Below are 13,222 nucleotides of genomic sequence, written 5' to 3'. Positions count from 1 at the left end.
TTCCTTAAGCTTTTGCATACCGACGTGGTTGTGATTTTTGCTGCGGGGCTGATTTTGATTTCGCTTCTTCCTGGTCAATCGGCAGAAAATGCCCATTGTAGAAACGGCGGTATACGGTCCCAAGAACGCCGTTACGCTGTTTGGTGATGTTAATTTCCGCGATCCCTTTTGCCGGTGATTCGGGGTTATACACTTCATCGCGATAGAGCATCATGATGATGTCAGCATCTGCCTCAATTTCGCCGGAGTTCTTCAGGTCTGAGTTCATAGGACGTTTGTTAGGTCGGGATTCCACGCCTCTCGAAAGCTGGCTCAGCGCCAAGACGGGAGTGCGGTTTGTTTTGGCGAGGCGCTTTAATCCCTTCGACAATTCACCCACCGCGAGGTCATAGCGTGCCGTACTCTGGATCTTAATGAGTAACAGATAATCGATAACTACCAGCGCGGTTTCAGGATGAGCAATCTGATGACTGGTTGCCGTTTGCTGGATCTGTTCAAGCGTCAGATCTGTGGCATCGACCATCCAGATATTGCGCCCGGTAAGATGCCCGATACCTGTAGATAACCTTGCCCAGTCTTCATCTTCAAACTTCGCGGCCTCTTTGAGCCTGGACACTGACATGCCACCAGCAGCAGATACCATTCGCTCGCCAATCTGGATGTTGGCCATCTCCATGCTGAAAAACAGTACGCCATGCCCCTGCTCTGATACTTTATCGATAATGTCCAAGGCAAACTCGGTTTTCCCCATCGACGGACGGGCGGCAATGAAGACCAGATCTGTCGGTTCAATGCCACCGGTTTTTACGTCCAGTTCTTCAATACCGGTCATCAGAGGTTTGGCCTCTTCTAGCCCCTGATTTCTTGCGTCTACCCGGTCAATTACCGCAGGTAAAATTTCATCAATATGCACAGGTTGAACGGTATCAGGAGTGAGTGAGATTGCAGCCATAGCCCCCCTGTGCGGCCTTCAACGCTTCGACTGCGTTATCACCATTGGCAGCATTGCGAATGCCAGCCAGCGCCGTCTCGATTACAGCCTCAGCGTCACGAACGGCAGCGTTACGTTCCAGAGTGGAGACGTAATACGTCAGCGCTGATTTAGCCCAGGCGATACGACTTGATTCGAGTATCGTTGCGCTGTGTTCTGGCATGGCCTCACAAAGCAACAGCGGATCTATCACTCCGGTTCCGCGAGCCTGACGACAAATGCCAGAATAAATTTCACGGTACTGACGGACGGAGAATACGCTCGCCGGCATACGGGAAAGAATGCCCAGAACCTCAGGATCGGTATTGCGCAGAAAAATTGCGCCAATTACCGCACCTTCCAGATCATTATTTTTCCATACCGGAGTCATCATGCGGTTATCCCTGCAGCAATTGCGCGATAGCTTTCCCAGCCAAACGCCAGACGGTTTCGCCCACCATCGGTAACCCTGTCCACGATGCGCTCACCGATGGACTCCTTCAATTGCTCAAAGGTCAGGTTACTTATCAGGATTGTCGGAAGTACGCTCTCATAGCGGGCGTTGATAATTTCCTGCAGAATGGTCATTTCCGTCGGACTACCGAATTGCACGCCCACCTCATCAATAATCAGCAGATCCAGTGATGCGAAACGTTCGATAACGTCTTCCTCGGTACTGTCAGCACCGTGGCGCCACGTGTTTTTCACAGCCCGGGTCAGACGCATAACATCGGTGATTTCAACCCTTGCGAGATAGTTTCGAATAATGCTTTTCGCCATCGAAACAGCCAGGTGGTTCTTTCCTGTCCCGCAGTTCCCGGTCATCACCAGCCCCGTTCCTGCGTTAAGACGCTCCGACCAACTGTTGACGTAGCGCTGGCAGGCTTCAAGGTTTTTTGCAGCACCCTGATTAACCGCTTGATAATTACTAAACTCACAGCCCTCAAATCGGCGGGCGATCCCGACGTTGTCCAGCAGGTCAGATACCTGCAACGCATGCAGCCCGGCATCGACTGCCGCCAGCTCATCGCGCACGCACCCCGGGCACAGGGAATGTTTAACATTTTCGGTACCACGAAACGCTTTACCAGTGAGCGACATGCGCTCATAGTCGCCATGTTTTTCGCAGACTGCGGTATGGACTTCTCCTGACTCCCAGCCCCTCAACTGCCACGGAGTTTTATGTTCTACAGCGAACGCTAGTTCTTCACGAAGCCCCTCACGTTTCGCCAGCAGAGAATCCCTTTCTTCGCGTTGTTTGATGTTCAGCATTGTGTTTCCCCTTGTCACCAGTTGCAGTCTGATTGGCCGTAATCCTGTTCACTGAAGCCAGATACCGGAAGCGCACTGCGACGCCCACCTCCGGGAGCGGATGGAGTTTGCCAGGCTTCTTCGAAATGACGATCGGGCCCAAAGAACGTTGCCGCCTGTTTGACGTATTCAGTACCAAGCTTGCCCGTCGTGCGGATGTAGGCCGCGTAGCGCTGCACGCCCGCCAGCAGCTCTGATGCCGTTGCGCCGTCGGCGATGCGAGCCTTCCAGTGTTTGTAGGCCGTTGCTTTTGGATTGCCACCAGCGCGTTTTGGGTATGCTTGCCAGGCGGTTTCGAACTCTGGAGAGTATTCCTGTCGCGCTGCTGGTTTCGTACCACTGGTTTTCCCAGATGATTTACCACTTTCGGAAATGGCCGTCGGTGTAGCGGCGCCAGCCGATGCACCAAGAGTGTTTTTAATCTCTGTAGTAGTCTTTGTTGTAATAACCATTAGAGAGCGGGCGTTTTTCCCCTCATCCATCGGTGCATCCTGCACTTGTCGATCAGGGCAACTTGCCCCGTTCGATGAGGGCACCTGTTCCGCATCATTAAGCAACTCGCAATCATGGTTGATGGTGTAATAATTTGTCCGGTCATGCTGGGACTTATTGAGCTGCTCGACATCGAGACATCCCTGTTTGACGAGTGATGTAAAAGCGCGTTTAACGGTATCTGCTGACCAGAACGGGAATTGTTTTACCCACGACTCATAGCTGTTGAATACCCAGCGACGACCAGAATGGATAACTCCCTGCTCTTTGTCGTTAATCCAGTAGTTAACCTGCTGCAATACGATCGCTTCGTTCAGACCGATACGCGTAGCAAGCTCAGGGTTGATGACTAGAGGGCGAAAATTAAAAAGCATGCTCATGCTGCACCCGCTAACTCAGTATCGTGAGTAAACTTGCCATCCCAGCGCTTCTTCATCGGAAGGTGCCCCTTGAGATAGTGTCGGTAAATCCACACCGCGCCTTTGCGCAGCAGGAGCGGCTTGAATGTGTCGCGCATATCGCCGTCGTCCTGCTCTATCTGCCCGGTACGCTCACTGAGGTAGAGATCGCGTGCATAGTGATGAACCCGCCAGCGCGGATATTTAGCATTTGGCTGGTCGTCATAGAGCCAGTTATGTTCGAACAAAAACGCATTAACCTGCTGGACGTTGACGCCGTTCAACTGCTTACAGAACTGGCAAGGAGACATACCCGGCTGAAAAAGGTTTTCGAGGTGCTCGATATACTTTGCCTGGCGCTCGACGTATCCAAGTGCTCGACGGGCAGCTTCACGTTCGTCTGCCCATGCGCGGGCAGCAGCCACTTCATCTGAAAAATCAGGGAGATCATTGGACGGAGTAAGGCTGTATGAGCCAGTTGCTCTGATTGATGGCAGCACATCAGCAGTGACCCAGCGTTTGAAGCGCTTAGCCTGCTTTTTGCGACTTCCCATGATTGCGGTATACAACCCGGATTCATTGATAACTGATTGATTTGTATAGTTACATCCTATAAGGATGGTTTGATTATCTTTATCCTCATCATCAATCAGCTTTGTCATCGCCTGCGTCTGGCTGTAACCAAGCGCAAGGGCAACATCCGCGGCCACAAACCACGGAACATTGTTAATCAGCAAGGTCCGAACTGAAGCCAGCAGCTCACCAGCATCAGACTTAAAGTCGAATGTTTTGATAGTGGTATTCATTATTAGCCCCCTGTTGTTCGTTGTGACATGTCACACCTCTGAGGAGGGATGTGGGAAAATTTCTTCGATAAAAACCTTGCGTTCTGTTGTGCTCAAAGCGGTGGCGATGAGATGGCATGTCTCAATATCAGGAACTCTCCGGCCAGATTCGTAGTGGCAAATGGAGCTTTGTGTGTGACCTATACACTTAGCTAGCTCGCACTGAGTTAAGCCACTGGCAATACGCAGATTTTTAAGATTGCTCATTTTGGTCTCCCGTAGTTTAAGGAGATATTACATATTGTATTTGAAATCATCAAGGAAATATTACATCATGTGCATTGAAACTTTATCACATACTGTAATAATATGAGCCTATGAAAACAGAATGGTATGAACTGGCAAAAGCCAGAATGTCTGAGGTGGGGATTACACAAGCCCAACTTTCAGAGGAATTGGGTGTTACACAAGGTGCTTTGAGCCACTGGCTTAACGGCAGGAGATCGGCTTCGCTTGCTGAAATAGGATCGATTTTCCGAATTCTTGGCATTGTCGGTGCAACCCTCAACATAGATGGTTCCTTCACCGTAGGAGCTGGACAATTTGTTGAGCCTCCTAAACCTCATTATGAATACCCTGTTTTCTCTCACGTTCAGGCAGGTATGTTTTCGCCAGAGTTCAGAACCTTTACGGAGCGCGATGCAGAAAGCTGGGTTAGTACAACTAAAAAAGCCAGTGATCATGCATTCTGGCTTGAAGTTGACGGGCACTCTATGACAGCTCCTACCGGTTCAAGACCAAGCTTTCCAGCCGGAATGCTCATCCTTGTTGATCCTGAAGAACCGGTTGACCCTGGAGATTTTTGCATCGCCAGGCTTGGCGGGGATGAATTCACCTTTAAGAAATTGATTAAAGATAGTGGACAGGTCTTCCTTCAGCCGTTGAACCCTCAGTTTCCAATGATACCCTGCAACGAGCATTGCAGAATCGTTGGCAAGGTGGTCGCATCACAATGGCCTGAAGAGACATTCGGATAAAACATTCTGTAAAATACTCACTCCCGGCTCATGCCGGGATTTTTTTTGTCTGGATATCAATGCCACTAATTAAATACACTTTGAAATCAATCGCTTTCAATAAATAATTAAATTTTATTTCATTTTGTATAGACATAGTCAATTACGTTTTGTAATATCAGTTCATCGGCAAATTACGGAGCCAATGAGATGAACATAACCTCCCAACCAAAACCAACCAGCCAGGAATTTGATATTCACGCCAAGCTTAAAGCAGCTAATTCGCATTGGTCCTATTGTTATGCTGTTCAGCCTTGCGAGAAAGGATTTAATTACCAATTTAATACAACTTTTATTGGTGAGATGGAATTCGCTGTTTACGAACGTATCGATAATTATTTTGTTTTGGTTGATTTCTTTAAGTCATACGATGAAGCATGTGATGATGCTAAAAAAATCATTGATGACCACCCTGATCTTAAAAGAATGTTCTCTGCTATTTAATTAAAACATTAATTAAATCAAGAAATCATAAATAACACCTTAATCGGTGGGACATCACTCACCCTGAGGAAATGCAAATGAATATTATCGTCAGAAATGAAGTCGTGAATAACAAAGCCCATCCAGCCAATCAGGATGACGACATTCTTTACATAAACAAAGCCCACAAAACAGCAGAGTGTGCCAATAAATATGCACATGAACTCCGTGCTGAATTTACCCAGTTGCTTATGCCAGCAATCACACGCACTGATGTGAAGGTAGCGGGAAGATTCACCTCATTACTTAATGAGCTTTGCTTCATGACAAAAATGACGATGGAGAACACCTCAAAGGGGGGGGCAATAATGACGTTTCTGAAAGATAAAGCAGCACACAAGACAGCAAAACTTTTCGCCTCTTATGGAAATAGTTATCTGCATATTGCAAACCTTTTTCTGCGCAAGGCTTACGGGCGGTAGTGACAATGAAAAACAACACCATTGAAATTTATCGCCGCCGCATTGCTATTGCGACATTAAACCGAATGAAGCGCAAGACAGGAGGTTATTGTCTCTCCGTAAATATGCCCGATGACAATATTCAGGTTATCGAGATTAACGAAGAATCAATGCTGAAACTTTTGCTGCGCTTCGAAAAACAGGCTCGGACTGAATTCAACACAGAAGCGGAAACATTTCTTCGCCAGACGTATATGAAAAGCGTCGATATCAATGGACACACCGAATATCTGACCGAAACCGGAAAGATGATTGTTGACGAGATTTTTGCGGAGTTAATTAAACACGCGAAAGAGAAATACGTATGTGGAGGAATTAACTGATGACCTCACAACAAATAATTATGCCCGGGATTCAGATCCCCCCCCCAGTCCTCAACCCTCAACGTGGATCTGCACGTCCTTCCGGACTTCACCGGGCGTGTTGTTCTTTATATCGAAAACGGCCGTGTTACATGCGATCGCCGGCTTTTTGAAGATGAGCATATTTGCGCTCTGGACACTTTTATCAAAATGGCTCGCGAAGCCGGGTTACGTATACAGGAGCTAACTGGTGGCACTGACAGCAATTCGAATACCTGAACGCGTACACCTGCAGGCGATGCAGGTCCTGCTGCGATACCGACGGAAGCGAGTATATGCACGACGTATGCGACGCACCGGATTTCTCAGTCTGAAGGTTAATCCGCGCTGGCGGATGCTATCGAAAGACAATGGCCGCAACTGGGAAGTAATGAGTCATGAAACGTATAACGGAGAATTAAAACGATGAGTACCAACAAAAACGACAACGTAAAGCAGCTAGTTGCCCGACTGAAAGAAATACAGGAGCAGTCCGGTACGCACATCCCCGCGTGGATGCTCGATGAAAATCGTTACGGCAAAGGTACGCTGACAACTGAAGAGCAGCATGAATGGGCTGAAACCGTTTGTCACTCCATGCGCGGAACTGTCGCCCTTACCTACCTGATTGAATGTGAAAAACGCTGGGGCCTCCGTGACGGTGAGTATCAGTTTAAAACCGGTGAGTTTGTTTTCGGCTTAACGCGGGAGCTTATCGAAAACCTGCTGGTTGAACACGTTGAAGGCGCACTGATCGAGCAAAAACCACAGGAGCGATATCTGGCTGTATTCCAGTTCTACTCCGCCAACGATCAGCGCCAGAAAGAAGACGGTCATTCGTGGTTCAGCGGTTTTCTCGACGAGATGCTTATAGATCTTGCTGTTCGGTTACGTGTCGGCGAAGCAATACCCGTTCAACACATTTTGCACTGAGGTAAATGATGATGAAAAACCAACTTATGGCCTTTAGCTCAGAAGAACTCAATTTTTCTATGAGCGGAATTCTTTATGAGGGAAAACCAGCCTTTGACGCTGTAGAACTGGCTAAATCCCTCGGTTATACGAACCCAGCAAAAGCGCTGAAAGACCACTGCAAGGCGTTGATTAAACTTGATTATAACGAATCGTTAGAATTGGGTTTTGGTGAAAAACCGCGCGGTACTCAGCTGGCTGGTCAGGCCGACTTGTTCCGCCTTATCCTGCGAAGCCAGCTTCCATCGGCTGAACGCGTACAGGACTGGGTTTGTGAGGATGTACTCCCTGCCATCATGACCACAGGCACATACAGCAAAGAAGTGCCAGTAGCTAAATCACACCAGCAGGAAATCAGCATGAACCATGACATTCTTTCACTGGCCCGCGTTGTGGCCGAAGCAACCGCATCAGCGACGATGAAAGCAGTAATGGAAGTGAGTGGCGCCAACCTGGTTGCTGCTTCGCCTGTATCTTCCTCTCTACCACAACGGCGCATTAGTTCGACTGAATTCGTGAATACCGATGCCGAATTCGTTCCGGTACACAAAGTGTCATGGGAAACCAGTCTGTCCGATCCTTCGTGCCGTCGTCTTGTTCAGTTCGCAAACCTGCCCTCCAGACAGTTGCCGGGAGTTCGTGGGCTGTGCGTACATCGTGAATCGTTCATTCACGCATTTCAGGTGCTGCTGGAAGAATCCGTTCGCCCAAGCGGTAAACGCAAGCGCTGGCAACATCCTGAATTTGGTGGCTTCGTTCTGCGTAAGGATCCGAAAGAGATCTTCGTGGAGGTGGAAGCATGATCCTCCAGTCGAAACTCATTCGCGCAGCTCTGGTATGCGCAGCAAAAAATGATGTCCGTTACTACCTGAATGGTGTGCACATCACTCCGAAATATATCGAGTCGACTAACGGGCATGTAGCCCTGCGCATGGAGCACGGCATCCGGACGAAGAAAAACATCATCGTCCAGTTTGAAGGGCCGGTTCCGGCGAAAGCGGAAACCACTGAACTGGTATTTAACAAAGAAGCGTTTGCCATTCACCGCGACGCATTCGAACGCCGGATTTCGATCACCGGCATCAAACTTGTTGATGGTCGCTTTCCTGATATGGAACGCGTCATCCCGAAAAAAGTGGATTTCAGTATCAATCCGGTTATCCAGGCTGAATACCTCAGTTATCCGGAAAAGATGTTTGGTCGCGAGCGGAAGTTTATTCCCATCCAGTTACGCCCTTCCGGTGAGGCTGGAGCGGTTCGCATTCAGTTCGATCCAGTGATCAACACTGCATACGGTAATCCTGAGTTCGTCGTGATGCCATGCCGTGATGATGCTTTCAAAATTATTGAGGAGCATCTGGCATGAAAATCGAATATCAGGACTATGGCGCCGTAGCGAACATCGTGATCACCAGCACTGTGTTTGAGTTCCGTAAACATAACCGCGTGGTCGATACCACGCTTTTTTCAACCTTAGGAATAGTTGCAAACCGTAGTGGAATGTTCTTCATGAAGACGGTTTTTTCCGGTAAATCTCGCGACATGCTGCGGGCCTACAAAACAATCCAGCGAGAGGTGACAAGATGAAATCATTTCTCCTGTCCATGCTGTTTGCCCTGTTATTGGTGGCCGTCGTGTTCGGCGCGCTGATTGAATACAAATTTTTGATGGATTTCGGGGGTTAGTCGTGAAAACAGGACAACATTCAGCCTATCCATGCCCACGCATCGATACTCCCCGTGGCATGACTTACCGCCAGCACCTCGTTGTGCAGATAGCGCCGGTAATGCTCACGAATTTTTTTAGCAATGATGCCTGGCAGGATTACGACGACCTAGCCAGAACTCTGGTGATGGCTGTAGATGCCATCATCGAAGCTGAGCGGGAGACGGCGAAATGAGCAAAATCACTAACCCTGTCGTGCTTATCTATAAGCGCGAAAACAGTGACACCTACGCTGTTGCGATTACAAGTGGCAGCCAGGACTATCACGTCGCCATTCTCATGGCGACGATGGAACCGGATATGACCGGTGATGATGTGGATACCTGGAGCAAAACCGGTTACTACATGGCGGCGGAGATCGAGCGACTAAAACAAGCCCTGTCTTCTGTGGAAAGCAACCTGATTGATTCTGAATGCCATGTTGCCGAACTGGAAGAAGCACTGAGAGACAAAGAATTGCAACTGAATATTAAGTCAGGGCTGATTAACGATGTTACCAATGGTAAGCAATTGACCATCACCCTGCCAGATACTGGTTCAAAAGCATTCTGGAGCGGTACAGGCAAAAGCGAGGCTTTCCATCCGGAAACCTATAAGCGCTGGGCGAAAGAAGCTATAGAACGAGCCTGTATTATCGCCGGGATCGGCGTGGAGGTGAAGTTATGACCACTACGACGCCAATAATGACCGCCTCCGGAAGTGTGCAGTTTCGCCACTACATGGTGACCGTTCACGCTATTGAACGCTATATCGAACGCATTGGTGGCGACGTGGGGAATCTGATCCTCGACCTCAAAAACGCCTGGGTATTTGATGTCAGCAAGAAAGGAATTCCCCGCTCTTTATGCGCCTCAGTCGCACGCTGCGAACGTGAGGGTGGGTACGGACTCAGACATGACAAGGCTATTTTTCTGATAAAACCCAAGGCGCGCCAGCATGTCATTGTGACGACGTTATCTGCAGAGGTGAAGTAATGCACAAAGCATTTGAAATATGGGTGCGCCAACGGTACGGGAGCCGTTACGACCTTACGCGAGATTGCGACGGTTTTTACTGTAGGGAAGTGGTAAAGCGGATGTTTGATGTGTGGCGCCACTGCCGTGGCCTTGACTTGGTGTGAGGCGGGTATATGAGCAATGTTATTCAGTTAGCCCCCAACGAGTGGGTTTGTGAAAGCGTTCTTATCGCGGTTACCGGGCTCAAGCCCGGAACCATCACCCGCGCCAGAAAAGAATCCTGGATGCTGGGCCGCGAGTACCTGCACATTTCACCAGACGGCAATCCCAAGCCTTCTAGCGAATGCATGTACAACAGAAAAGCAGTTGATCAGTGGATCGAAGCTCAGAAAAAAAATCAACCGGGTGCGCATCGGACATGAAAAGAAGTACACTCGCCGGTGCTCCTGGACGTCAGGAGGGAATAATGGCTAATGCATCGTACCCGATAGGCGTCGAAAACCACGGCGGTTCACTCCGCATCTGGTTTCTATATAAAGGCAAAAGAGTCAGGGAAAACCTCGGTGTCCCTGATACTGCAAAGAATCGCAAGATAGCCGGCGAGCTTCGATCTTCTGTTTGTTTTGCGATAAGGATGGGGAATTTTAATTATGCAGAAAAATTCCCAAACTCACCGAACCTTGCCCGGTTCGGTCAGGATAGTAAGGAAATTACTGTGCTGGAACTTGCTGAAAAATGGTCAGAGTTGAAGCGAATGGAAATCAGCTCAAACACCATGAGTCGGTACGAATCCATCATAAAAAACATGCTTCCACGCATTGGCGAAAACAAAATGGTTTCTGCAGTGACCGCCGAGGATTTGCTGTATGTGAGGAAAGAGTTGCTGACAGGTTTTCATGTCATGAAAAAGGATCACCGGACACAGGTTAAAGGCCGGAAGTCATCCACAGTCAATAATTACATGATGCTAATGGCCGAGATCTTCCAGTTCGGAACTGATAACGGTTATGCAAAAGAAAACCCGTTTAGCGGAATTAACCGCCTCAAGAAAGCTAAGGGAGAACCCGATCCACTCACGTCAGACGAGTTCATCAGGTTTATCCAGGCATGCGGCCACCAGCAGATGAGAAATCTCTGGTCACTGGCAGTCTATACCGGAATGAGGCATGGGGAGTTGTGCGGTCTGGCATGGGAAGATATCGATCTCCATGCTGGTACCATTACTGTAAAACGCAACCTTACCCAGACGGATGAGTTCACCCTGCCAAAAACCGAAGCAGGGACTGACAGGGTGATTTATCTCATTCAGCCAGCTATTGATGCCCTGAAAAACCAGGCCCAGTTGACACGCCTTGGCCGGCAGTATGAGGTTGAAGTGAAACTGCGGGAGTATGGCCAATCAGCCATTCATCCATGCACTTTTGTCTTCAGTCCTCAGTGCGTCAAACGTGGACCTCGGACAGGATATCACTACGCGGTTAATTCGATTAATAAAATTTGGGCCCCAATAGTCAAGCGCGCAGGCATTCGTTATCGTAACGCCTACCAATCCAGGCATACGTATGCATGCTGGTCATTGTCAGCCGGGGCAAATCCAAATTTTATAGCAGCTCAGATGGGGCATACCGATGCCCAGATGGTGTACAAAGTTTACGGTAAGTGGATGTCAGAGAAGAGTGCTGAGCAGGTGTCGTTGCTCAACCAAGCGCTTTCGCGTTTTGCCCCATCCATGCCCCATGAGCTTTTAGCAGCACAGTAGAATTATTGAAAATCATAATGTTAGTAGAGCTATTACTACATTTTTATAACACGCGGCACGAATTGCCCTCGACCAGAAAGACAGCTTATGGTGTGATCGGGGTTCAATAAATCGCTAAACAAGGTATACTCCAGCGGTTTTCTTAGTTGTTTATTGTACTAAACGCTCCCGTGAGAGGATGCTACTGCGCACCTATGACACAATTCGCTTCTCCTGTTCTGCACTCGCTGCTGGATACAGACGCTTATAAGTTGCATATGCAGCAAGCCGTTTTTCACCACTACTATGATGTACAAGTAGCGGCTGAATTTCGTTGCCGTGGCGATGACCTGCTCGGTATTTATGCCGATTCTATTCGTGAGCAGGTGAATGCTATGCAACACCTGCGACTGCAGGAGGACGAGTACCAGTGGCTCTCCGGCCTGCCTTTCTTTAAAGCTGATTACCTCACCTGGTTACGTGATTTCCGCTATAACCCGGAACAGGTTTGCGTCACCAATGATAACGGTAAGCTGAACATCCGCTTAACCGGGCCGTGGCGTGAAGTGATCATGTGGGAAGTCCCGCTGCTAGCGGTTATCAGCGAGATGGTACACCGTTACCGTTCGCCCGAATCAGGCGTCCCGCAGGCACTCGATGAGCTGGAAAGCAAACTAGTAGAATTCTCTGCTTTAACGAAAGATGTCGATATGTCCCGCTTTCATCTGATGGATTTCGGTACGCGTCGTCGTTTTTCACGTGAAGTACAGCAGGCTATTGTTAAACGCCTGCAGCGAGAGCCCTGGTTTGTCGGCACAAGTAACTACGATCTGGCCCGCCGCCTGTCATTAACCCCAATGGGCACGCAGGCGCATGAGTGGTTCCAGGCTCATCAGCAAATCAGCCCTGAGCTTGCCACCAGCCAGCGCGTTGCCCTGGCCGCCTGGTTAAATGAATATCCTGACCAACTCGGCATTGCGCTGACCGATTGCATCACCATGGATGCGTTTTTACGCGACTTTGGCGTCGAGTTTGCGACCCGCTATCAGGGTTTACGCCATGACTCAGGCGACCCGTTGGAATGGGGTGAAAAAGCCATCGCCCATTATGAAAAACTGGGCATTGATCCGCTGAGCAAAACGCTAGTGTTTTCAGATAACCTCGATTTGAAAAAAGCGATTGAGCTCTACCGCCACTTCTCTTCTCGTGTGCAGTTGAGTTTTGGTATTGGCACACGTTTAACCTGTGATATTCCCCAGGTTAAGCCGCTCAATATTGTAATCAAGCTGGTGGAATGTAACGGCAAACCCGTGGCGAAGTTATCTGATAGCCCGGGTAAAACCATCTGCCACGATAAAGCGTTCGTGCGCGCGCTACGCAAAGCCTTCGATTTGCCGCATATTAAAAAAGCCAGTTAAACCTTCCAGGGAGCCAGTTTGGCTCCCTTTTCACGTTAATTTCCGAAATCTTTCACTCCAGCTACGAATTCTGCTTGTCTGATTGCAGATGCCAGG

General features: G+C 48.9%; 20 protein-coding genes and 1 pseudogene. 16 read left to right on the top strand and 5 right to left on the bottom strand.

Annotated features, from left to right (window positions below):
• Nucleotides 1–4 precede the first annotated feature (4 nt).
• The 5 genes and pseudogenes from OGV38_RS14490 to OGV38_RS14470 form a co-directional block, all read right to left on the bottom strand.
• Nucleotides 5–1,364: pseudogene (locus OGV38_RS14490) on the bottom strand (replicative DNA helicase).
• Entirely contained in the window at nt 1,361–2,242 is an 882-nt protein-coding gene (locus tag OGV38_RS14485) for an ATP-binding protein (protein WP_103856816.1), read from the bottom strand. Before OGV38_RS14485 ends, OGV38_RS14490 begins: the two are co-directional and overlap by 4 nt.
• Before the next feature lie 14 nt (nt 2,243–2,256).
• Nucleotides 2,257–3,153, bottom strand: coding sequence for an LvrA C-terminal domain-related protein (locus OGV38_RS14480; protein ID WP_225990726.1), 897 nt, complete (start codon nt 3,151–3,153; stop codon nt 2,257–2,259).
• Nucleotides 3,150–3,977, bottom strand: a complete 828-nt coding sequence (locus OGV38_RS14475) for a BRO family protein (protein WP_115643645.1) — start codon at nt 3,975–3,977, stop codon at nt 3,150–3,152. The genes OGV38_RS14480 and OGV38_RS14475 overlap by 4 nt, the downstream gene beginning before the upstream one ends.
• Before the next feature lie 30 nt (nt 3,978–4,007).
• Complete coding sequence (locus tag OGV38_RS14470; RefSeq protein ID WP_115642643.1) at nt 4,008–4,223, bottom strand: helix-turn-helix transcriptional regulator; 216 nt, start codon at nt 4,221–4,223, stop codon at nt 4,008–4,010.
• A 110-nt stretch (nt 4,224–4,333) separates the two neighbouring features.
• Here OGV38_RS14470 and OGV38_RS14465 point away from each other — a divergent pair, with 110 nt between their 5' ends.
• The 16 genes from OGV38_RS14465 (at nt 4,334) to pncB (ending at nt 13,126) form a co-directional block, all read left to right on the top strand.
• Nucleotides 4,334–4,993 (top strand): LexA family protein, encoded by a 660-nt coding sequence (locus OGV38_RS14465; protein WP_080100507.1) that lies wholly within the window; start codon nt 4,334–4,336, stop codon nt 4,991–4,993.
• A gap of 189 nt (nt 4,994–5,182) precedes the next feature.
• On the top strand, nt 5,183–5,476 hold the full coding sequence (locus tag OGV38_RS14460; protein ID WP_115642642.1) for a hypothetical protein: 294 nt from the start codon (nt 5,183–5,185) through the stop codon (nt 5,474–5,476).
• 77 nt (nt 5,477–5,553) lie between these two features.
• Nucleotides 5,554–5,937 carry a hypothetical protein gene (locus OGV38_RS14455; RefSeq protein ID WP_182294292.1) on the top strand — a complete coding sequence of 128 codons (384 nt, stop codon included), beginning with the start codon at nt 5,554–5,556 and terminating at the stop codon, nt 5,935–5,937.
• 5 nt (nt 5,938–5,942) lie between these two features.
• A complete protein-coding gene (locus OGV38_RS14450; protein ID WP_094542910.1) occupies nt 5,943–6,299 on the top strand; it encodes a hypothetical protein in 357 nt (118 codons plus the stop codon).
• 63 nt (nt 6,300–6,362) lie between these two features.
• Nucleotides 6,363–6,557 carry a hypothetical protein gene (locus OGV38_RS14445; RefSeq protein WP_341535383.1) on the top strand — a complete coding sequence of 65 codons (195 nt, stop codon included), beginning with the start codon at nt 6,363–6,365 and terminating at the stop codon, nt 6,555–6,557.
• Nucleotides 6,529–6,747, top strand: coding sequence for a ParE family toxin-like protein (locus OGV38_RS14440; protein ID WP_141211288.1), 219 nt, complete (start codon nt 6,529–6,531; stop codon nt 6,745–6,747). Before OGV38_RS14445 ends, OGV38_RS14440 begins: the two co-directional genes overlap by 29 nt.
• The gene (locus tag OGV38_RS14435; RefSeq protein ID WP_165712269.1) at nt 6,744–7,250 is read left to right on the top strand and encodes a hypothetical protein; all 507 of its coding nucleotides are present in this window, start codon (nt 6,744–6,746) and stop codon (nt 7,248–7,250) included. The genes OGV38_RS14440 and OGV38_RS14435 overlap by 4 nt, the downstream gene beginning before the upstream one ends.
• A 59-nt stretch (nt 7,251–7,309) precedes the next feature.
• Nucleotides 7,310–8,092: a BRO-N domain-containing protein gene (locus OGV38_RS14430; RefSeq protein WP_286473663.1), complete on the top strand. Its 783-nt coding sequence runs from the start codon at nt 7,310–7,312 to the stop codon at nt 8,090–8,092.
• Nucleotides 8,089–8,655, top strand: a complete 567-nt coding sequence (locus tag OGV38_RS14425) for a beta clamp domain-containing protein (RefSeq protein WP_016150517.1) — start codon at nt 8,089–8,091, stop codon at nt 8,653–8,655. Before OGV38_RS14430 ends, OGV38_RS14425 begins: the two co-directional genes overlap by 4 nt.
• Nucleotides 8,652–8,876 (top strand): hypothetical protein, encoded by a 225-nt coding sequence (locus tag OGV38_RS14420; RefSeq protein ID WP_115643248.1) that lies wholly within the window; start codon nt 8,652–8,654, stop codon nt 8,874–8,876. The genes OGV38_RS14425 and OGV38_RS14420 overlap by 4 nt, the downstream gene beginning before the upstream one ends.
• Before the next feature lie 100 nt (nt 8,877–8,976).
• Entirely contained in the window at nt 8,977–9,189 is a 213-nt protein-coding gene (locus tag OGV38_RS24970) for a hypothetical protein (RefSeq protein WP_108361452.1), read from the top strand.
• Nucleotides 9,186–9,680, top strand: a complete 495-nt coding sequence (locus tag OGV38_RS25130) for an ATPase (RefSeq protein ID WP_165712265.1) — start codon at nt 9,186–9,188, stop codon at nt 9,678–9,680. Before OGV38_RS24970 ends, OGV38_RS25130 begins: the two co-directional genes overlap by 4 nt.
• Nucleotides 9,677–9,988 carry a hypothetical protein gene (locus OGV38_RS14410; protein ID WP_016150521.1) on the top strand — a complete coding sequence of 104 codons (312 nt, stop codon included), beginning with the start codon at nt 9,677–9,679 and terminating at the stop codon, nt 9,986–9,988. The genes OGV38_RS25130 and OGV38_RS14410 overlap by 4 nt, the downstream gene beginning before the upstream one ends.
• Nucleotides 9,989–10,143: 155 nt before the next feature.
• Entirely contained in the window at nt 10,144–10,392 is a 249-nt protein-coding gene (locus OGV38_RS14405) for an excisionase family protein (RefSeq protein ID WP_165712263.1), read from the top strand.
• A gap of 44 nt (nt 10,393–10,436) precedes the next feature.
• On the top strand, nt 10,437–11,729 hold the full coding sequence (locus tag OGV38_RS14400; RefSeq protein WP_165712261.1) for a tyrosine-type recombinase/integrase: 1,293 nt from the start codon (nt 10,437–10,439) through the stop codon (nt 11,727–11,729).
• A gap of 194 nt (nt 11,730–11,923) precedes the next feature.
• Nucleotides 11,924–13,126, top strand: coding sequence for a nicotinate phosphoribosyltransferase (gene pncB / locus OGV38_RS14395; RefSeq protein WP_103283678.1), 1,203 nt, complete (start codon nt 11,924–11,926; stop codon nt 13,124–13,126).
• Nucleotides 13,127–13,222 lie beyond the last annotated feature (96 nt).

Origin of the sequence: Citrobacter sp. Cb080, assembly GCF_030334745.1 — a bacterium.
Taxonomy (GTDB): Bacteria; Pseudomonadota; Gammaproteobacteria; order Enterobacterales; family Enterobacteriaceae; genus Citrobacter; species Citrobacter braakii.
The sequence above is the reverse complement of the archived record's forward strand: the minus strand, read 5'-3'. Positions and strand labels throughout refer to the sequence as shown.